The sequence below is a fragment of the Shinella sp. 838 genome, from assembly GCF_029623935.1.
Lineage (GTDB): Bacteria > Pseudomonadota > Alphaproteobacteria > Rhizobiales > Rhizobiaceae > Shinella.
In genome coordinates this window covers 354,229-374,920 of the sequence record NZ_JARSBQ010000004.1, presented here as the reverse complement: position 1 = coordinate 374,920, position 20,692 = coordinate 354,229, and the positions used below count along the sequence as shown (strand labels likewise).

The 20,692-nt window shown below is 65.3% G+C and carries 17 protein-coding genes; 8 read left to right on the top strand and 9 right to left on the bottom strand.

From position 1 onward, the window contains the following. Positions 1-93: 93 nt before the first annotated feature. From P9A16_RS16280 to P9A16_RS16270, 3 genes are all read left to right on the top strand, one after another. Positions 94-1,065, top strand: a complete 972-nt coding sequence (locus P9A16_RS16280; RefSeq protein WP_278025761.1) for a FecR family protein — start codon at positions 94-96, stop codon at positions 1,063-1,065. 133 nt (positions 1,066-1,198) lie between these two features. Then, positions 1,199-3,508: a TonB-dependent receptor gene (locus P9A16_RS16275; RefSeq protein WP_023516318.1), complete on the top strand. Its 2,310-nt coding sequence runs from the start codon at positions 1,199-1,201 to the stop codon at positions 3,506-3,508. Between the two features lie 44 nt (positions 3,509-3,552). Continuing rightward, positions 3,553-4,458: a siderophore ABC transporter substrate-binding protein gene (locus P9A16_RS16270; protein ID WP_278025760.1), complete on the top strand. Its 906-nt coding sequence runs from the start codon at positions 3,553-3,555 to the stop codon at positions 4,456-4,458. Positions 4,459-4,461: 3 nt separating this feature from the next. Here P9A16_RS16270 and P9A16_RS16265 read toward each other — a convergent pair whose 3' ends face one another. The 6 genes from P9A16_RS16265 to P9A16_RS16240 form a co-directional block, all read right to left on the bottom strand. After that, complete coding sequence (locus P9A16_RS16265; protein ID WP_023516316.1) at positions 4,462-5,526, bottom strand: ABC transporter ATP-binding protein; 1,065 nt, start codon at positions 5,524-5,526, stop codon at positions 4,462-4,464. After that, complete coding sequence (locus tag P9A16_RS16260) at positions 5,523-6,446, bottom strand: carbohydrate kinase family protein (RefSeq protein WP_023516315.1); 924 nt, start codon at positions 6,444-6,446, stop codon at positions 5,523-5,525. Before P9A16_RS16260 ends, P9A16_RS16265 begins: the two co-directional genes overlap by 4 nt. Next, positions 6,447-7,463 (bottom strand): SIS domain-containing protein, encoded by a 1,017-nt coding sequence (locus P9A16_RS16255; protein ID WP_023516314.1) that lies wholly within the window; start codon positions 7,461-7,463, stop codon positions 6,447-6,449. Between the two features lie 2 nt (positions 7,464-7,465). Further along, positions 7,466-8,311 (bottom strand): carbohydrate ABC transporter permease, encoded by an 846-nt coding sequence (locus tag P9A16_RS16250; protein WP_278025759.1) that lies wholly within the window; start codon positions 8,309-8,311, stop codon positions 7,466-7,468. Beyond that, on the bottom strand, positions 8,311-9,195 hold the full coding sequence (locus P9A16_RS16245; protein WP_023516312.1) for a carbohydrate ABC transporter permease: 885 nt from the start codon (positions 9,193-9,195) through the stop codon (positions 8,311-8,313). The genes P9A16_RS16250 and P9A16_RS16245 overlap by 1 nt, the downstream gene beginning before the upstream one ends. 69 nt (positions 9,196-9,264) lie before the next feature. After that, positions 9,265-10,503, bottom strand: a complete 1,239-nt coding sequence (locus P9A16_RS16240) for an extracellular solute-binding protein (RefSeq protein WP_023516311.1) — start codon at positions 10,501-10,503, stop codon at positions 9,265-9,267. 220 nt (positions 10,504-10,723) lie between these two features. Between P9A16_RS16240 and P9A16_RS16235 the strand changes: the two genes are divergently transcribed. After that, entirely contained in the window at positions 10,724-11,929 is a 1,206-nt protein-coding gene (locus P9A16_RS16235) for an ROK family transcriptional regulator (RefSeq protein ID WP_023516310.1), read from the top strand. A gap of 243 nt (positions 11,930-12,172) precedes the next feature. Here the strand turns inward: P9A16_RS16235 and P9A16_RS16230 are convergent, their stop codons facing one another. The 3 genes from P9A16_RS16230 to P9A16_RS16220 are packed head-to-tail and all read right to left on the bottom strand — an operon-like array spanning position 12,173 to position 14,915. Next, positions 12,173-12,949: an SDR family oxidoreductase gene (locus P9A16_RS16230; protein WP_023516309.1), complete on the bottom strand. Its 777-nt coding sequence runs from the start codon at positions 12,947-12,949 to the stop codon at positions 12,173-12,175. 11 nt (positions 12,950-12,960) lie between these two features. Then, positions 12,961-14,109, bottom strand: a complete 1,149-nt coding sequence (gene dgoD, locus P9A16_RS16225) for a galactonate dehydratase (RefSeq protein ID WP_278025758.1) — start codon at positions 14,107-14,109, stop codon at positions 12,961-12,963. Between the two features lie 35 nt (positions 14,110-14,144). Further along, positions 14,145-14,915 (bottom strand): FadR/GntR family transcriptional regulator, encoded by a 771-nt coding sequence (locus P9A16_RS16220; RefSeq protein WP_050744842.1) that lies wholly within the window; start codon positions 14,913-14,915, stop codon positions 14,145-14,147. A gap of 188 nt (positions 14,916-15,103) precedes the next feature. On the opposite strand from P9A16_RS16220, the gene P9A16_RS16215 reads away from it, so the two are divergent. The 4 genes from P9A16_RS16215 to P9A16_RS16200 all read left to right on the top strand — a co-directional run bounded on the left by P9A16_RS16215 (position 15,104) and on the right by P9A16_RS16200 (position 20,689). Continuing rightward, positions 15,104-16,087, top strand: coding sequence for an arabinose ABC transporter substrate-binding protein (locus P9A16_RS16215; protein WP_024271371.1), 984 nt, complete (start codon positions 15,104-15,106; stop codon positions 16,085-16,087). A gap of 80 nt (positions 16,088-16,167) precedes the next feature. Beyond that, entirely contained in the window at positions 16,168-17,682 is a 1,515-nt protein-coding gene (gene araG / locus P9A16_RS16210) for an L-arabinose ABC transporter ATP-binding protein AraG (RefSeq protein ID WP_023514736.1), read from the top strand. Beyond that, a complete protein-coding gene (gene araH, locus P9A16_RS16205; RefSeq protein ID WP_023514737.1) occupies positions 17,679-18,629 on the top strand; it encodes an L-arabinose ABC transporter permease AraH in 951 nt (316 codons plus the stop codon). Before araG ends, araH begins: the two co-directional genes overlap by 4 nt. Positions 18,630-19,072: 443 nt before the next feature. After that, on the top strand, positions 19,073-20,689 hold the full coding sequence (locus tag P9A16_RS16200; RefSeq protein ID WP_023514738.1) for a heparinase II/III domain-containing protein: 1,617 nt from the start codon (positions 19,073-19,075) through the stop codon (positions 20,687-20,689). Positions 20,690-20,692 lie beyond the last annotated feature (3 nt).

Here is a 20,692-nt window from a genome sequence, read left to right as displayed (position 1 = left end):
AAAAAATCGGCGCGCAAATCGTCCCTACGCAGCAATTTGATATTCGGCTAGAACGCCAGGCATGGCGTGGGGAGCCGGGGCACGGGTAAGAACTTGATTCAGGACGACAGCGAAAAGCGCCGCGCGATCGAAGAAGCCATGGATTGGCTGCTGCGGCTGAAGGCCGATCCCGATTGTCCGCAGGCCGCCCGGGATGTGGAGGACTGGCTTGCGCGGGCGGAAACCAACCGTTCCGCCTGGCGCGATGCACTGAAGGCGTGGGATGCCCTCGGCGAGATACGGCCGCGCCACGCCGACCTGTGGCCGGCCCGCCCGGTCGTGCCCCTGCCCCGCCGCAGCCGCCGGCCCCTTGCGGCAGGCATCGCCCTGGCCCTTGCCGCCGCACTCCTCGTCGTGCTGGCCGCGCCGGCCCTGATGATCTGGCTCAAGGCCGATTTCCGCACCGGCACGGGCGAAAGCCGCATGGTGACGCTCGCCGACGGCAGCGCCGTCAACCTTTCCGCCGACAGCGCCATCGATGTCGAGCTGACGCCGGAGGGCCGCCATGTGCGCCTCCTCGCCGGCCAGGCCTTCTTCGACGTGGCGCATGACGGCAAGCGCCCCTTCACCGTGGAGGCCGGCAATGCCCGGGTGGTCGTGCTCGGGACCGCCTTCGACGTGGCGCTCGACGATACCGCAACCACGGTGCAACTCGCCCGCGGCGTGGTCGGTATTTCCGGCGAAGGCGACAGCCAGGCCGTTGCCGAAATGGCGCCCGGCGACATGGCGACGGTCGATGGCGCGACCGGCGCGATCCGCCACGCGACCATTCCATTGGAGGAGATCGGTGCCTGGCGGAGCGGCCTGCTCTTCGTCAATGACGTCACCGTGGACAGCGTCGTTGCACGCCTGCAGCGTTACCATCCCGCCTGGATCAGCGTGCCGGACCGCACGCTCGGCCGCCAGCGCGTGACCGGCCTCTACGACCTTCGCGACCCGGACCGGGCACTGACGGCCCTGGTCAAACCCTATGGCGGCAAGGTGCGCGCGATTTCCTCCTATACCCGGATCGTCTCTCGTTATTGAGCCTTTCGGAAAGTTTTCCGAAAAATTCAGGAAATTTGCCGGAAGCGTGAAAAAGATTCCCGAGGCGATCGTTTCTGCACCGGGAATGCGCGCTTCAGGAGCAGCGCATCCCGAGGATGATACCGGGGGTACAATGCGTTTGCATATCGATCGATCGACCACGTCGCGCGCCAAGGCGCGCACGCGCACCGTCTTCATGACCAGGCTGATGGTCTCCACGGCGGCGGCGCTCGTCTTCAGCCTGCCGCAGGCCGCCCTACAGCCGGCAGCAGCCCAGGCGAAATCCGCCCGCATCGGCACCATGGCGTTCGACATTCCCGCACAGCCGCTGGCGAGCGCCCTCAACAGCTTCGGCCGGCAATCCGGCCTGCAGGTCTCGCTCGCCGCCGCCACCTCGCGCGGGCTGACCTCCCGCCCGGTCAAGGGCACGTTCACGCTGCAGGAAGCGCTTGCCCGGCTTCTCGAGGGCACTGACACGCGCCATTCGGTCACCACCGACGGCACGGCGATCGTCACAGCCTCGCATCTCTCCCCGCTCGTCACCGGTTCCGTGGAAAACGGCTCGACGACGCTCGACCGGATCACGGTGGAGGGCGAACAGGTCGGTGAGGGCGACGTCAGCGAACTGAACATTTCCGCCAAGGATCTCGAGCGCAAGAACCCCGCCACAATCCAGGACGTTTTCCGCGAAGAGCCGAGCGTCAAGGTGGGCTCCTCGCTGCCCATGTCGCAGAAGGTTTATGTCAACGGCATCGAGGAAACCAACCTCGCAATCTCCATCGACGGCAGCCGCCAGAACAACAAGGTATTCCACCACAATGCGACGACGCTGATCGACCCGACGCTGCTGAAGGCCGTCAGCGTCGACGAGGGCGTGGCGCCGGCCGATGCCGGCCCGGGCGCGCTCGCGGGCTCCATCGTCTACGAGACCAAGGATGTCGGCGATTTCCTCCAGGGCAACGGCTACGGCGGCTTCGTCAATTCCGGCTTCAACACCAACGGCAACATTTTCAGCACCGGCCTTTCGACCTTCGGCAAGCAGGACGGGTTCGAATATCTCGGCTACTTCAACATTGGCCGCGGCAGCGAATTCTCCGCCGGCAACGGTGACGAGGTGCTGGGCACCCGGACGCACTTCCAGAGCGGCCTCGGCAAGCTTGCCTATGAATTCGAAAGCGGCGACCGCATCGAACTCAGCCACGAGGCGATCAAGGACAACGCACCGCGCCCGTTCCGCGCCAACATGGGCACGACGACGGGGGCCAAACCGTGGGAGCCGCTGGTGCGCGACTACGCGCTCGACCGTACCAACACGGTCCTCACCTATACGGACGCCACGCCCGAGGGCTGGTGGGATCCGAAGCTTGTGCTCGCCTACGGCCAGACGGAGGTCGGCACGACCGTCTACCTGAAACCCGGCAGCGCACCGGAAACCTATCCGGTCACCGGCATCACCGGCACCTTCAACGGCAAGTTCGAAAACCGCTTCCATTTCGATCTTGGCACGGTGACGGCCGGCGTGGACTTCTACAGCGACAAGGCGGAGGTGGAAGACCTCTACGAGCCCGCCACCGAAAAGGCGCGCAATATCGGTGCTTATGTCCAGGCGCGCCTCGAGCCCTTCGAGCGTGCCCGCCTGTCCTTCGGCGGCCGCGCGGACCGGCAATGGTTCACCGGCACGACCGGCGAGGAATGGGACAATGCCGGCCTTAGCGGCAACATTTCCGGCGAGTACGACCTCATCCCGGATTTCCTGACCGCGAAGGCCGGGTACTCCCATGTCTGGGCCGGCATTCCGCTTGCCGAGAACTTCATCATGAACCCCGCCTGGGTCTATTCGCCCGAGCCGGAGCCGACGACCTCCGACAACTACACGGTCGGCCTCGTCGCAAAATATGCCGGCTTTTCGCTGGAAGGCTCGGTGTTCCGCACGGAAATGGAGAATGCCCGCGCGGCGCGCTACAAATATGCCTTCGAGGGACGGCATGTGGAATCGGAAGGTTTTTCGATCGGCGCCGGCTATGACTGGACCGACGGCTACATCCGCGTGAAATATGCCAATATCGACACGCTGATCGACGGGAAGCCGGCCGATTCCGATACCGGCACTTACCTCACGACACCGGTCGGTGAGATCATCACGGTCTCCGCCGCGCACACCTTCGCCGATTGGGGCCTCACCGTCGGCGGCGATATCGAGATCGCGCCGAAATACGACAAGGTGCCGGATGGAAGCCCTGCCTTCAAGGCGTATCAGGTCGTCAACAGCTTCGTCGAGTACAAGCCGCCGAGCCACCAGAACCTGACGCTGCGTGCCGAGGTGAAGAACATCTTCAACGAGACCTATGCCGACCGCGCCACCTATGGCCAGGAGTTCGGCGAGGTGAAGCCGCTTTACCAGCCCGGACGCGCGTTCCTCCTCAGCGTGCGCGCCACGTTCTGACGTCATGGCCCCGGCCGACCGCCGGGGCCTTACCGGAGACAGACATGAAACGCCTGAAGTCCCTCGCCCTTGCGGCAGTCCTCCTTGCCACCGGCACTGCCGGCGCCGCCGATATCTCGATCGACACGGCGGCCGGCCGGAAGACCGTTGCAACCCCTGTCGCCACCGTCGCCGTCTTCGACATCGCCGCCATCGACACGCTGGACAAACTCGGCATCAGGCCGGCAGGCCTGCCGTCCAATCTCTACCTGAAGGAACTGTCGCGCCTGAGCGACGGTGCGACTGTGGTCGGCGACATCTTCGAACCCGATCTCGAAGCACTGAGCGCGCTCGCACCCGATCTCATCATTCTCGGTGGCCGCTCCTCCACCAAGGTGGACGCCACGGCCAAGGTGGCTCCGACGATCGACATGACGATGGACGGGGACGACCTCATCGACCATGCCCGCGCGCGGATCGCCACCTACGGACGGCTGTTCGGCAAGGAAACCGAGGCCGAGGCCGCGCGCAAGGAACTCGACGGCGCCATCGAAACGGCCCGTGCCGCGGTTGCCGGCAAGGGCAAAGCGCTGATCGTCATGACCAACGGGCCCAAGGTCACCGCCTATGGCCCCGGCTCGCGCTTCGGCTGGCTGCACCGCTCGCTCGATCTTCCGCCGGCGATCACCGAGGTAGAGGCGGCAACGCACGGCGAGGCGGTCTCGTTCGAATTCATCCGCGAGGCCAACCCGGATTGGCTGATCGTGCTCGACCGCGCCGCCGCGATCGGCTCCAACGAGCAGAACGCCAGGATCACGCTGGACAACGAGCTGGTCGCCGAGACGGTGGCGTGGAAGAAGGGTCAGGTCGTCTATCTGCCGTCCGGCGATTTCTACATCGCCGCCGGTGGCGCGCAGGCGATGATCCGCGTCTATTCCGCCATCGCCGAAGCCTTCGCCGCGGCGAAGTAACCGTCAGTTCAGCCGCTGCTCCGTCTCAGCGTCGAAGACATGGAAGGCAGTGGGCGCAACGACAAGGGCGATCTCGTCGCCGGCGGCGATGCGGGCGGTGGCCGGCAGGGCGGCGACGAGGCGCTGGCGGCCCATGACCGCCGTGACGACCAGTTCCGGCCCGGTCAATTCCGCGACCTCGCAGCGCGCCGTAAGCGACACGCCTTCGCCCGTCCGCTCGACCGCCTCCGGCCGGATGCCGAGGACGAGCCGGCGCCCGGACGAGACGCCGTTGAGACCCGGCACAGGCACGGTGATGTCCGTGCCGTCGATTCGCACGCCGTCCTCGACCGCGGTAGCGGCCAGAAGATTCATCGGCGGCGCGCCGACGAAGGTCGCGACATAGAGCGTCGCCGGCCGGTTGTAGATGGCCTCCGGCGTATCGAGCTGTTCGATCCGGCCACCGCGCATGACGGCAATGCGGGTGGCGAGCGTCATCGCCTCGATCTGGTCATGCGTGACATAGACGACGGTCGTCTTCGTCATCTGGTGCAGGCGCTTCAGCTCGGTGCGCATTTCCATGCGCAGCTTCGCATCGAGGTTGGACAGCGGCTCGTCGAAAAGGAAGATTTTCGGATTGCGCACCAGCGCGCGGCCGATGGCGACGCGCTGACGCTGGCCACCCGAGAGCTGGCCGGGCTTGCGCTCCAGAAGGTTCTCGATCTGCAGGAGCTTCGCCGTCTCATGCACGGCCCTATCGCGTTCCGTCTTGTCCACCTTGCGCATTTCGAGGCCGAAGCCGATGTTCCGGTGCACGGTGAGATTGGGATAGAGCGCGTAGGACTGGAACACCATGGCGATGTCCCGGTCCTTCGGGTGCACCCCGACGATCGAGCGGTCCCCGATGCGGATGTCGCCGCTCGTCGGCTCGGCAAGGCCGGCGATGATGTTGAGCAGCGTGGACTTGCCGCAGCCGGAGGCGCCGAGCAGCACGAGGAACTCCCCGCTTTCGAGCGCGATGTCGATGCCCTTCAGCGTCTCGACGGCGCCGTAGCTCTTGCGGATGGCGTCAATGGTCAGCGTGCTCATGCCGTAGTGTCCTGCCCGGTCGGTGTGTAGCTTCGGGGATGGGTGGAAATAGCGCGCGAGGCCACCGCCGTGCCGGCGGCAAGGCTTGCCTCAAGCCCTCCGCCGACTGCGTGGGAAGCAAGGAAAGCTGCGTTGAACACGTCGCCCGCGCCGATCGTATCGACGACCTGCACGAAAGGCGCAGCGACGTGAAAAACCCGCTCGTCGGGATCCACGGCGATGGCCCCCTTCGGGCCGCACTTCACGATGACGAAGCTTCCCTCCGGCATGCCCTGCCGCAAGATACGTGCCGCCTCCGCGGGATCGGCAACACCAGCAAGACTGGTCGTCTCCACCTCGTTGAACAGCGCGATCCGGCAGCGCGACAGCCAGCGTTTCGCCGCCCGCCTGTTCGCCTCCGTCCAGCCGTCCAGCGGCCAGCCGGTATCGAGGGCGACGGCGATATCATGCCGATCGGCCCAGTCGAAAAACCGGTCGTAGTCCTCCACCAGCCGCTCCGTCAGGAACGAGCCGCAAAGGAGCGCAATGCCGCCGGAAAGCCTCGGTCCGTCGAGCACCGAAAGGACGTCCTCCAGGCTGAACAGCGGCAGGTGCCCGCGCGTCGTGAAGAAGGTCCGCTCACCGTCCGGATGGGTGATGCCCACGGAGAGCGTCGTGCTGTCGCCGTGCACCGGCCAGGTGCTTGCGCGTGCGCCGAAACTTTCCGCCAGCCAGCGGCCGAACTGGTCGCGGCCGATGCTGGCGGCGATCTCGAAGGGCGTGCCGAGCGCCATCCAGGCGAGCGCGGCATTGCCCGCCGAACCGCCGACACGCAGCTCGTCGTGATCGACGATGCTTTCCGTGCCCGGCTGCGGCCAGGGCGCAGCCGGTCCCATGATCAGGTCGACATTGACGTTTCCGATGACGGCAAGCGGCTTCACTCATTCACTCCGGGTAATCTTGGTCGTGCGCACCGGCGTTCCGGCATCGGTGACACACTCCGCAGCAAAGGCGATCATCAGCCGCTGCGCCGTCGGCAGCATGGCGAAGACGGCAGCAAGCCCGGTCAGCGGCGAGAAGGCGATCGTCGCCGCGCCCTCGACCGGCGGCCGGCCGGACGCGTCGAACATGACGAGCCTTGCGCCCGCCTCGACGACCGACGTCGCCATCGCCGTCACGAGATCCGTCGTCGCGTCGTCACCGCGGAAGAGGACCACGCCCACCTCTGGCGAGAGCATCTCCATCGGCCCGTGGCGCAGCTGGCCACCTTCCAGCGAAAAACACGGCAGACGCGACAGTTCCGTGAAACCGAGCGCGATGGCCTCGGCAAGCCCCTGCAGCCGCCGCCCGGACGTCACGACGGAGCGCACGCCGCGCAACATGGCCAGCGCCGCATCGATGGAAGGCTCCTGCGGGGTTTCCAGGATACCGACCGCAGACGCGACGTCTTCGCCGAGGGCAGCGAGGATCGCAAGGTGGAGCGCGAAGCTCACGGTCAGGCTGCGGGTCGCGGCGAAGGCCTGCTCCGTGCCGCCGTGGCCGACGAGGCAGGGCGCCGTGCGCGCAAGGAAGGAGCCGCCTTCGAGCGTGAAGCCGAATGTGTCCTCATTGCCACCGGTCTCCCCGAACCAGCGCAGCACCTCCGCGCTTTCCCCCGACTGCGAGGTGACGAAGATCGTGCGCCCGTCGAGGGCGAGCGGCGCGCCGAGCTGCTCGGAAAGCGGCAAGGCAATCGCGTCGATGCCGAGGCGGCGGTAAAGAGGCTCGACGGCGCGACCGACCGCCTGCGAGCCGCCCATGCCGAGGAGCAGCAGCCGGCCGGTGCGCTTCAGGCTGGCAGCGGCCCTTTCAGCCATTGCGCCGGTGTTGCGGAACGAGGCGAGCGCATCGGCATGCTGGCGCGCCATTTCGCGATCGATCGCCTTGAGACCTTCCGGCCGGGATGCAGTCGTGTCCATCGTCATCCTTTCACACCGCCGCTGGTAATGCCCGAAATCAGGGCCCGTTGCATGAGGAGGCCGACCAGAACCGGCGGCAGCGCTGCCAGAACGCCGGCCGTCGCGATCAGCCCGTAGTCGGAGACCCGGCCGCCCGCGAGGTCGGCAATGGCGACTGTCAGCGTGCGGGCGCGCTGGTCCGAAGTGAAAAGCAGCGCATAGAAGAACTCGTCCCAGCCAAGCAGGAAGGCAAAGAGCGCCGAGGTCGCGACGATGGGCATGGCAAGCGGCAGGGTGATGATGCGCAGCGTCGCAAAAAGGCTTGCGCCGTCCATCATCGCCGCCTGCTCGATTTCCCGCGGAATGCCGTCGAAGCCGGATTTCATCAGCCAGGTGGTAAAAGGTGCCAGGATGGTGAGGTAGACGAGCGCCAGGCCGAAGACAGAATTGAGCAGGCCGAAGGCGGCGAGCGCCATGTAGAGCGGCACGGCGAGCGCGACGGGCGGCAGCATGTAGGTGGCGATGACCAGCGAGAGCGACCAACCGACCGAAGGTGTGCGCGAGACCGCCCAGCCCGCCGGCACGGCAAGCAGGACGGCGGCAACCGTCGCCATGCCCGCCACGAGGATGCTGTTGACGAGCGAGGCGACGAAGGTTGCACCCGCACTGTTCGGAATGGTCGAAAGCAGCGTGGCGTAACGCGAGAAATCGACCGTGCTCGGCCACCAGCGCAGCGGGCGCGCCACGAGGTCGGCCGCCGGCGATATGCTCATCACGAAGAGCCAGAAGATCGGCGCGACGATAACGGCGGCCAGCAGCAGCGCGGCGGCATGGATGAGGATCGAGACGAGAAGGCTGCGGCGTTCCATCAGGCGGCACTCCCCGCCGTGCGCCGCACGAGCATGCCGTAGCCGATTGCCAGCACCGTCACGATGAGGGTGACGACGAGGGCGAGCGAGGCGCCGGAGCCGGCACGCTGGAAGGAGAAGGCCTCCTGATAGACGAGGATCGACAGGGTGCGCGTCGAATTGGCCGGGCCGCCGCGCGTCATCACCCAGATCAGATCGAACACCTTGAAGGCCTCGATGGTGCGCAGGACCAGCGCCACCATCAGGGGGCCGGCGAGATAGGGCAGGATGACGAAACGGAAGCGTGCGAAGGGGCCTGCGCCATCGACCAGCGAGGCGGAGGTAATGTCGCGCGGCACGGCCTGGAGGGCGGCAAGCGCGATGAGGGCGACGAGCGGAAAGTTCTTCCAGCAGTCGGCGACGATCAGCGCCGTCATGGCGGTGCCGGGCTCGCCGAGCCAGGAGCGGTAGCTGTCAAGAAGACCGACCTGTGTCAGCGCCGCGTTCAGCGCGCCGTATTCCGGATTGTAGATGAGCCGCCAGAGCGTCGCATTGACCACCGTCGGCAACGCCCAAGGCAGGATCAGCAGGGCGCGCAGCACGGTGCGGCCGTAGAACCGCTGGTTCAGCAGGAGAGCGGCCAGAACGCCGATCACCATCTCCGCCGTCACAGAGACCACGGCAAACCAGGTCGTCGCATAGAGCGCGCGCTGAAAATTGCTGTTCGACAGCATTTTCAGGTAGTTGTCGAAACCGACGAAAGCACCGCCGGAACCGATCAACTTGGCATCGGTAAAGGAGAGCCGCACGGTATCAACCATCGGCCAGCCGATCACGGCGAGCATGATCACCAGCAGCGGCAGCATGAGAAGCCATGCCCGGGTCGTCATCCAGGTGCCGGACATAGCGTCCTCTTCATCGATTTCAGGAAAGGGGAGTGTGCGGGCGGCCGAAGCCGCCCGCAAGGCCGAAGGTCAAAGACCGCTGTTGTCGGCCGCCGATTTCAGCGCATCTTCCGGCGATGCCTGGTCGAGCAGGGCTTCCTGAATGGCCTGCTGGAGGGCCGTGGAAAGCTCCTGGTACTTCGGCGTGGTCGGCCGCGGATACATGGCGGCAAGACCGAGCTTGGCGGCCGCGATCAGCTCTTCCTGGCCGGCAGTGACGGCGGCATCCTCGTAGGACGACGCCCAGATCGGCAGGCTGAGCTTGGCATAGGCGTTCTGCGTCTCCTGCGAGGTCATGTGCACGATGTACTTCCAGGCCTCATCCGGGCTCTTGCTGGTCGTGGTGATGCCGAGGCCCATCGAGCCGTTGACGGCCGAGACCTCGCTCTTGCCCTCGACGCCCGGTGCGGGCACGACACCGACCTTGCCGGCGACCTTGCTGTCCTTGCCGCCATTGGCCATGTTGTACATATAGGTCCAGTTGAGCGCGAAGGCCGCCTCGCCGTTCTGGAAGAGGTTGCGCACGTCCTCTTCGAGGAACTCCTTGGAGTTCGGGTTGGTGAGACCGGACTTGTAGCTGTCGACCATGTACTTCAGGGCATCGAGACCGCCACCTTCCGTAAAGGCCGGCTTGCCGTCCTTCAGGAATTCACCGCCATAGGCGCTGACAAGCGTGGTGTAGTCGCAGATCGCGGCCTCGGCCTGCGACCAGCTCCAGGCGATCGGGGTCGCCAGCAGGCCCTTGTCCTTGATGACCTTTGCTTGTTCATTGAGTTCGGCCCAGGTCTTCGGCGGCGCCTTGATGCCGGCCTTCTCAAGGATTTCCTTGTTGTAGAACAGGTATTTGGTGTCGAGGATCCACGGCATGCCGTAGGACTTGCCGTCATAATTGACGGTCGTCCAGGCGCCCGGCAGCACGCCCTTCTTCATCTCGTCGGTGACGCGGGACGAGACATCGACCAGCACGTTGTTGGTCGCATATTCGGCCGGCCAGATCACGTCGAAAAGCACGACGTCGTAGCCGCTGCCGGAACCCTGCGCGAGCACCGCCTTGTCGTGCAGGCCCTCGTAGGGAACGAATTCCAGGTTCACCTTGATGTCGGGGTTCGCCTTGGTGAAGGCGTCCGTCATGGCGCGCACGTCCGCCTCGCTATAGGCGGCCTGCGCCATGAAGAGCGCGTTGAGCGTCGTTTCCGCAAAGGCATGCGGAACGGAAACGCCGGCAACCAGCACCGCGCCGAGCAAGGTCTTCTTTATCGATTTCAACATGATTGCGTCCTCCTTTTTTGGTTCATGCATCCGAGGGCACCCTGTGGGCACCCCTGGTCGTTTCGGGCCGCCTCGGCCCCTGAGGACCATTGACAGCTCCTTGTCGGATCAAGGCGGGAGACCCGCCGCCGTTCCCCGGAGCTCTTCGGCTCCTTATTAAGTCAAATATCTTGACTTAAGTGTTCTGTATTATTCAAATGGTGTCAAGAGGGGGGTATCGATGAACGAACTGCGGACGATCCGCGCCAAGAGCGGAACCAACCAGGAAGGCACCAGCGCCCATAACAGGCGCGTCATCATCGAGGCCATCCGGCTGAACGGCCCCCTGTCGCGCGCCGATCTTTCCCGCGCCACGCGACTGACCAAGCAGACCATCTCCAATCTCGTCGAAAGCCTCGAGGTGGACGGGCTCGTCGCGTCGGAGGAGGTGGTGCGCGGCGGGCGCGGCCAGCCCTCAACGCCCTATCGCCTTGTTCCGGAAGGCGCCTTTGCCCTCGGCGTGCAGATCGACCGGCACCTCACGCGCCTCGTCGCCGTCGACCTGATGGGGCGGGAAGTCGCCCGCGCCGTCGCCAACCTTCCGCCGGGCGGCCCGGTGGAGGGCTGCAAGCTGATCCTTCGCCTCATCGAGACCATGCGCAGCGACCTGGCACAGCGCATCCCCGAATCGACACACCGGCTTGCCGGGCTCGGCCTTGCAATGCCCGGGCCTTTCGGCCTTCCGCCGTCCGAGGACAATGCCTGGATGATGGCGCCGTGGCAGAGCTTCCCGCTCGTCGAAACGCTGGCCGCCGGCACGGGACTGGCCACAAGCCTGCAGAACGACGCCACCGCCTGCGCGACAGCCGAGCGGATGAACGGCTCGGCGGACGGCCTCGACCATGCCGTCTGCATCTATTTCGGCTACGGTATCGGGGCGGGGCTGATCCTCGGCGGGGAGCTCTATACGGGCAGCAACCGCAATGCCGGCGAGATCGGCATGGTGCTGTTCTCGCGCGGCGGCAGCCAGTCACCGCTCGAACACCGCTCGTCGCTCGCTTCGCTGTTCCAGCATCTCGGCCTCGATTCGGCGACCACGGAGGCCTATGCCGAGGTCGAGCGGCGGACGCTTGCGGACGATCCGCGCATTCTCGACTGGCTGGCCGGCGCGGCGGCCGACATGCGCCAGGCCGTGCACACGGTCGAGACCATCTTCGATCCCCAGACCGTCATTCTCTCGGGCAGCGCACCGGAGCCGCTGGCAAAGCGGCTGTTCGATGCCATGTTCCCGCTCATCTCCTCCAACGCCGACCGACCTGACCGCACGCTGCCGCGCCTGCAGCTCGGCATGATCGGCCCGTGGGCGGTCGCGCTGGGTGCCGCGGCCGAGCCGATCCGCCGGGCTTTCGATCCCCGCTTCTCCGCGATCCTGAAAACGGCGTCCTGACGGCTGCCTGTTTCGCAGGCATTTCCCGTCCGCAACCCGGCCAAAACCGCTGCATCTGCAGTTTATTTGCACGAGCGTACCGGAATCGCCGAATCAGACCTTCCCTGCGTCCCAGCAAAACCCTACTCAGATATCACTCGCGCAACCCGCGAGCTTCCCCGCGTCATTGGGAGCCAACCGTGGCGCTCGCTGCCCCGCTTCGTGCGGGGCCTCTTTTTTTCCGCTGTCGAAAATCCCATCCGCTCAGGGGTGATGCAGCACGCTCATCCCGCCATCCACCGTCAGGCAGGTGGCGTTCATGAAGGGGCATTCGTCCGAAACCATGAAGAGCGCGGCTTTGGCGATCTCCTCCGGCGAGGCGATACGCCCGCCGGGATGAAGCTTCATCGTTTCAGCCTCTGCCGCGACGGGATCTGGAAAGCTGTTCCAGTATTCCACGGCCTTCTGCGTGCGCACATAGCCGGGCGCCAGCGCGTTCACACGAACGCCCTGCCCCGCATATTCGAGGCCGAGCGCCTTGGTCATGCCGAGCAGCGCGTGCTTGGCCACCGGATAGGGAAAAGTGTGCGGGATGATGGTGAAGGCGTGGGTCGAGGCGATGTTGAGAATGACCCCGCCCCCCTCTTCGATCATGCCCGGCAGAACGGCCTTGCTGCAATTCCAGGCGCCCTTGAGGTTGATGTCGAAGCAGCGCTGCCAGTCGGCATCCGAGAGCTTCAGCGGCTCGAAGAAGACATTGACCCCGGCATTGTTGACCAGCGCATTCGGCCGGCCAATCTCGGCTGTCGCGGCAGCCACCGCCCGCGCGATGGCATCGGCATCGGTGATGTCAGCCGCCGCATGGCCAACCTTGCCGCCAGCGGCACGAAGCCGGCCTGCTTCCGCGGCCAGCAGATCGCCGTCACGATCGATGAGGAAGAGACTTGCCCCCTCGGCAAGGAAGCATTCGGCGATGGCAAGTCCGATACCCTGCGCCGCACCGGTGACGACGATCCGTTTTCCGTCAAGACGTCCTGCCATCTCCGCTCCCCCTACCACTCGGCGACGCTACCGTCTTCGTGCCGCCACACGGGGTTGCGCCAGCGATGGCCCTCCTTTACCCGTTCGATGACATAGGCCTCGTCCACCTCGACGCCGAGCCCGGGTCCCTGCGGGATCGAAACGAAACCATCGGCATAGTGGAACACCTCCTTGTTGGAGATGTAGTCGAGGATGTCGTTGGCCTTGTTGTAGTGGATGCCGAGGCTCTGTTCCTGGATGAAGGCATTGTAGGAGACCGCATCCACCTGCAGGCAGGCGGCGAGCGCGATCGGGCCCAGCGGGCAATGCGGCGCCAGCGCCACGTCATAGGCCTCCGCCATCGCGGCGATCTTGCGGCATTCCGTGATGCCGCCGGCATGGGAAAGATCCGGCTGGAGGATATCGACATAGCCGTCCGACAGGACCGACTTGAAATCCCAGCGCGAATAGAGCCGTTCGCCCAGCGCGATCGGCGTCGAGCAATGGTTGGCGATCTCCTTCAAGGCCTCGCGGTTTTCCGAAAGCACAGGTTCCTCGATGAACATCAGATTATAAGGCTGGAGCTCCTTTGCGAGCACCTTGGCCATGGGCCGGTGCACGCGGCCATGGAAATCGACGCCGATGCCGACATGCGGACCGATCGCCTCGCGGATGATGGCGACGGTCTCCACCGCCTTTTCCACCTTGTCCCAGCTGTCGACGATCTGCATTTCCTCGCAGCCGTTGAGCTTGATCGCCTTGAAGCCGCGGGCGACGACCTCGCGGGCATTGTTGGCGACATCGGCGGGGCGGTCGCCGCCGATCCAGCTGTAGACCTTGATCTTGTCGCGCACCTGGCCGCCGAGCAGAGCGTGAATGGGCTGGCCATAAGCTTTGCCCTTGATGTCCCAGAGCGCCTGGTCGATGCCGGCAATGGCCGACATGTGCACCGACCCGCCGCGGTAGAAGCCGCCGCGATACATGACCTGCCAATGGTCTTCGATGAGCAGCGGATCCTTGCCGACGAGGTAGTCGGAGAGCTCGTGCACCGCCGCCTCCACCGTCAGCGCGCGACCTTCCACCACCGGCTCGCCCCAGCCGACGATGCCCTCGTCCGTCTCCACCTTGAGGAAGAGCCAGCGAGGCGGAACGATATAGGTCGTGAGCTTGGTGATCTTCATGGGGACACTCGTCTGGAAACAGAAAGGGGATTGGATCAGGCGCCCGCAGGCGTCGGATGATTCTTGACGGCAATCGCCAGATCGCGCGCGGCCAGATCAAGCAGGCGGTGCGAACATTCACGCGCCGTCGCCTTGTCGCGCATGCGCAGCGCATCCACGAGGCGCTTGTGGACCTCCAGCGCTTCGTCCCGGGCATCCGCCGCTTCGGCGGAGGCATGCAGCGAGAATTCGAGCGCGGCCTGGATGATGCTGGCGAGCTGCATGAAAACCTGGTTGTGGCTGGCCTTGAGCAGCGCCGCATGGAAAGCGAAGTCCGCCTGCGAGAAGGCATCGAGATCGCTCTCCGCCTCGCGCATGCGTTCCCAGGCGCGCTCGATTTCCGCGACATCCTGCACCGTCGCGCGCTCGGCGGCGAGTTCGGCGGCAAAGGGCTCGATGGCACGGCGCGCGTCGAGCACGCAGGTGAGAAGGTCGAATTCGAAGATGCGCGGGCCGATCCATTCCAGCACCTGCTGGTCGAGGATGTTCCACTCCTCCTTGGGGCAGACGATCGTGCCGACCCGGGAGCGGCCGCGCACCAGGCCCTTCGATTCGAGGATCTTCAGCGACTCGCGGATGACGGTGCGGCTGACGCCGTAGCGCAGGCACAGCTCGTTCTCCGTCGGCAGGAACCCGCCGACCGGGAAGATGTCGGCGCAGATATCCGAGGCAATCGCCCGCGTGATGTTCTTCTGCACCCGGGGACGCCGTACGCCGCCCTCGCCATCGGCCACGCCCGAGCGCCCGTCCTGTTCCTGCACGATCATTCTCCACCCCATTTCCGTCCGCGATGCATATCCCGTTTCGCGCCCGATGGCGACGGCCCGCTTCGCGTCATCGCGACGTTACTATCATACACTGTTATTTAATTCATCATACAAACGCAATTGACGAATATGATGAAAGACACTACACCAAGGCACACTGCAGGCGCAGTTAACTTGGGAGAGAGACAATGGGCCTTATCAAAGCAGCCATCCTGGCTGGCACCGTCGCCGTATTCGCCGCAACCTCCGCCTTCGCTGCCGATGTGAAGATCGGCTTCATCGTGAAGCAGCCGGAAGAGCCGTGGTTCCAGGACGAATGGAAGTTCGCAGACGTCGCCGCCAAGGAGAAGGGCTTCACCCTCGTCAAGATCGGCGCCGAGGACGGCGAGAAGGTTCAGTCGGCCATCGACAATCTCGGCGCCCAGGGCGCCCAGGGCTTCATCATCTGCACGCCGGACGTGAAGCTTGGGCCCGGCATCGTCGCCAAGGCCGCCGCCAACGATCTCAAGCTGATGACCGTCGACGACCGCCTGGTCAATGCCGATGGCAGCCCGATCGAAGACGTGCCGCATATGGGCATCTCGGCCACCAAGATCGGTGAGGCCGTCGGCGAGACCATTGTCGCGGAAATCAAGAAGCGCGGCTGGGACATGAAGGACGTCGGCGCGATCCGCGTCTCCTACGACCAGCTGCCGACCGCTGTCGACCGGGTCGAAGGCGCGCTCTCCGTGCTGAAGGCCGCCGGCTTCCCGGAAGCCAACATCTTCGACGCCCCGCAGGCCAAGACCGACACGGAAGCGGCGCTCAACGCTTCGACCGTCGTGCTCAACAAGAATGCCGGCATCAAGCACTGGGTCGCCGTCGGCCTCAATGACGAAGCCGTGCTTGGCGCGGTGCGCGCCACCGAAAGCGTCGGCATTGCCGCCGACAGCATGATCGGCGTCGGCATCGGCGGTGCGGATTCGGCGATCAACGAGTTCAAGAAGCCCACGGCAACCGGCTTCTTCGGCACCGTGATCATCTCGCCGAAGCGTCACGGCTACGAGACCGCGCTCAACATGTTCGAGTGGGTCGCCAACGGCAAGGAACCGGAAAAGCTGACCCTGACGGCCGGCCAGGTCGCTCTGCGCGACAACTATGAGACCGTCCGCAAGGACCTTGGCATCGAATAATCATCCTCCCAAGATGACATCACCCCGGCGGCGCAGTTGAAGGCTTTTGGGCTGCCGGGCTTCTTTTCGGGGGTGGAGAGATGCAGGACTTCCTTCAATTCAACGCGATATCCAAGGGATATCCCGGCGTGCAGGCGCTCGCCGGCGTCTCCTTCTCCGTGAAGAAGGGCGCCGTGCACGGCCTGATGGGCGAAAATGGCGCGGGAAAATCGACGCTTATCCGCGTTCTCTCGGGTGATCAGTCCGCCGATACCGGAGAGATCCTGATCGACGGCAAGGCGCAGCACTACCGCTCGGTGCGCGACGCCTTCGAAGCCGGCGTCATCGTCATTCACCAGGAACTGCAGCTCGTGCCCGAGCTGACGGTCGCCGAGAACCTCTGGCTCGGGCGCTTTCCCGGCAAGGCCGGCGTCATCGACCGCACGCGCCTCCTCGGCGTGGTGAAGGCGAAGCTCAAGGATATCGGCATCGACATCGATCCCGCCGCCAAGGTCGCGTCGCTGTCGATCGGCGAACGCCAGATGGTCGAGATCGCCAAGGCCGTGATGGCCGACGCGCGCGTCATCGCGCTCGACGAACCGACCTCCTCCCTCTCCTCGCGCGAAAGCGAAATCCTCTTCTCCCTCATCGACCGCCTGCGCGCGCAGGGCAAGGTCATCCTCTACGTCTCGCATCGCCTCGACGAGATTTTTCGCCTGTGCGACAGCCTCACGGTCTTGCGCGACGGTAAGCTGGCGGCCCATCACCCCGATATCGCCGCCGTGACGCGCGACCAGATCATTTCCGAGATGGTCGGCCGCGAGATCGCCAACATCTGGGGTTTTCGCCCCCGCGAGCGCGGCGCCGTGCGGCTGGAGGTTAAGGACCTCGCCGGGCGCAAGCTGCGTACGCCGATCAATTTCTCCGTGCGCCAGGGTGAAATCCTCGGCTTCTTCGGTCTCATCGGCGCCGGCCGCAGCGAAATGGCACGTCTCGTCTACGGCGCCGACAGCCGTTCGCGAGGCACGGTGGCCGTCGACGGCAGGGCCGTTGCACCGGACAGTCCACCGCAATCGATCCGCTCCGGCATCGTGCTCTGCCCGGAAGACCGCAAGTTCGACGGCATCGTGCAGGGCCGCAACATCGAGGAGAACATGGCGATCTCCTCGCGCCGGCACTTTTCCCCCTTCGGCATCCTCCAGCCGAAGAAGGAGGCCGAGCTTGCCGACCGCTTCATCGCCAAGCTGCGCGTGCGCACCCCCTCCCGCAAACAAGAGATCGTCAACCTCTCGGGCGGCAACCAGCAGAAGGTCATTCTCGGCCGCTGGCTGTCGGAGCAAGGCGTCAAGGTCCTCATCATCGACGAACCGACACGCGGCATCGACGTCGGCGCCAAATCCGAGATCTACGAGATCCTCTACGAGCTCGCCGGCCAGGGCATGGCGATCATCGTCATCTCCAGCGAACTGCCCGAGGTGATGGGCATCACCGACCGCATCATGGTCATGTGCGAAGGCCGTGTCGCCGCGGACATCGAGCGGGCCGATTTCGACGAACGCCGCATCCTCGCCGCCGCCCTTCCCGATGTTCCCAACCAGCAGGTCAAGTCCCGATGACGTCCTTGAAAAAACTCCTCCTCGGCGAACAGGGTCTGGTCGTCATCTTCGCCGTCGCCTTCGCCATCGTGGCCCTGACGGTGCCCAACTTCCTGACCGAGCGCAACATGCTCGGCCTCTTGCAATCGGTGGTCACCATCGGCATCGTCGCCTGCACGATGATGTTCTGCCTCGCCTCGCGTGACTTCGACCTGTCGGTCGGCTCCACCGTCGCCTTTTCCGGCATGGTCGCCGTCATGGCGTCCAATGCCTCGGGGTCGATCCTCGTCGGCCTTATCGCCGCACTGATCTGCGGCGGCGCGGTTGGCCTCGTCAACGGCGTGGTGATCGCCCGCTTCCGCATCAACGCGCTGATCACGACGCTCGCCACCATGCAGATCGTGCGCGGCTTCGCGCTGATCGCCTCGGACGGCCGCGCCGTCGGCATCAACGATCCGGGCTTCTACCAGCTCGCCCTGTCGAAATTCCTCGGCATCCCAACGCCGATCTGGGTCATGGCCGCCTTCTTCATCGTCTTCGGCTTCGTGCTGAACCGCACGGTCTTCGGCAAGAACACGCTGGCGATCGGCGGCAATCCCGAGGCCTCGCGCCTTGCCGGCGTCAACGTCTCGAACATGCGCATCTGGATCTTCGCACTGCAGGGCCTCGTCTGCGCGGTTGCCGGCGTGCTGCTGGCCTCGCGCATCACCTCCGGCCAGCCGAATGCCGCGACAGGCCTAGAACTCTCGGTCATCTCGGCCTGCGTGCTCGGCGGGGTGTCGCTTGCCGGCGGCCGGGCGGCCATGACGGGCGTCATCGTCGGCGTGCTGATCATGGGCATTGCGGAAAACGTCATGAACCTCCTCAACATCCAGGCGTTCTACCAGTATGTCGTGCGTGGCCTGATCCTCCTGCTCGCCGTTTTGCTCGACAACCTGCGCTCGGCCGCAGCCGGCCGGCGCACCTGACTGCACCTTCCGCAGCGCGGCAGTGCCGGGTTCATCCTTTGCAGGTCACTGTAGCCTGGGTGGCCGGGATCGAATTCCGGCCACCCCTGTCGCCCAGTCGCAGGAAACACCCTGTTTTGGGCAGCGGGGATATTGACTTTACCCGTCTTGTCGCTTTCCATGAAGACTTGCTAATTTCGGGTGGACAGGACCATGACCAGATTCGTAATAGCAAGGTGGACTTCGCTGGCAGCACTTCTGTCGGCATCCGTTTTACTGAGCGGCTGCGAGACGAGCGCAGGTAAACCGACAGTCTGTACCGTCAAGGGCAAGCAGGTGCCCTGCAAGGTCGCCAAGAAGGCACATATCGATACGTCAAGCGCCACGCGCGGGGCCAGGAATTATTGATCCTTTCTCTGGATGCGGGGCAGATCCGGTCTTCGGCCCGGTCGTCCGCTGCTGGCATGCGCTATTCCGACTGGGTCCTGCAGACCGCGGGCGATATCCACACCGCCCCCCTGCTTGAACTGGAACGGGAGGATGGACGCGACGTCATTCTACCGACGAGCCGCAAGCTTTTCGACCGCATCGCAACGCTGGCCGTTGCCGATTGCCTTGTCGGCGGCAGCGCCTTTCGCCGGCGGGCGATCCGCGAACTGCTGAACGCTGCCGTATTCACCGACTGGAACCCGACCCATTTCCTCGACACCGCGGAGATGACGACCGGCATGGCGCTCGGCCTTTGCTGGACGAGGCCGCTGTTGACCCGTGCCGACCATGACACGATCGCCACGGCCATCGCCACCAAGGGGCTTGCCCCAGGCCTTGCCGCCGCGGCAGCCGGGGCGTCCTGGATGACGGTCAGCAACAACTGGAATATCGTCTGCTGCACCGGCATGATCGCCGGTGCCGCCGCCATGGCCGACACGGACGCCACCCTCTCCGGGGACGTGCTGGCGTGTTTCCGGCCTGCCCTGCGACATGGACTGTCCGCCTTCGGCGCCGATGGCAGCTATGAAGAGGGGCCGGACTACTGGGAATATGCCACGCGCTACGCCGTGCTCGCCCACGCCCTTCTCGACGATCTCGGCCTTGCGACGGATATGCCGGACGCAATCACGCGCACCTGGCGATATGGCCGCGACCTCACCGGCCCCAGCGGCCGGGTGTTCAATTTCGGCGACGCGACGGAGCAGCCGCGCCGCGCGCCCGTGCTCGGCTGGCTCGCCGGCCGCGCGAGCGAACCGGCCGCAACGGCCTGGCAACACACCGCTCCCGGCGATCCGCACCCTTTCGACCTCCTGTGGTGCGCACCGGAGGCCGGGCCCCAGCCGGCCGATGACGCACCGACCGCCTACGAGCCGGCAGGTGTTGCGGTTCTGCGGACCGGCACGACCTGGCTCGCCCTGAAAGGCGGGCGCAACGACGTCAACCACGCCCATCTCGACCTCGGCACCTTCGTGCTGGAGATGGCCGGCCGGCGTTTCGCCAGCGAACTCGGCCGGGAAAACTATGCCCTTCCCGGCTATTTCGAGCCCGCGCGTCGGTTCGACTATTTTCGCACGCAGACCGCGGCTCACAGCACCGTGCTGATCGACGGCGCACCGCAATCGACCACGGCCTTTGCAAGGCTCCTCGGTGTGGGACAGCGGGACGGCCGCCGCTTTGCCGCCTATGCCATGGGCGATGACGGCTGGCCGGTCGATTGGCGCCGAGGCGTCGCCCTTGACGGCACCGACACCGCCTTCATCGTCGATGAGCTGGAGCAGGAGGGCGCCGCCACCCCGACCGGCCTCTGGCAATTCTACAGCGAAGCCACCGTCGATCTCGATGGCGCCTGCGCCCGGCTCACCCTCGACGGCGTGACAGTGACGGCTGAGATCCTGGCACCGGTCGGCCTCGTCTGGTCGTTCGAGCCCGCCCCTTCCCCCGCCGGCGAGAGCAGCAATGCCGCCTTCGGCCGGTTGTTTTTCCCCGTTCCTGCGACCACCGGAACGCAATCGGTCGTCGTGCGTCTCGCCGCCGGCCGGCCGTCGCTATGGCGCCCCGCTGCCATTGCCGCTTGGCCGCTCGCCTCCTGATCC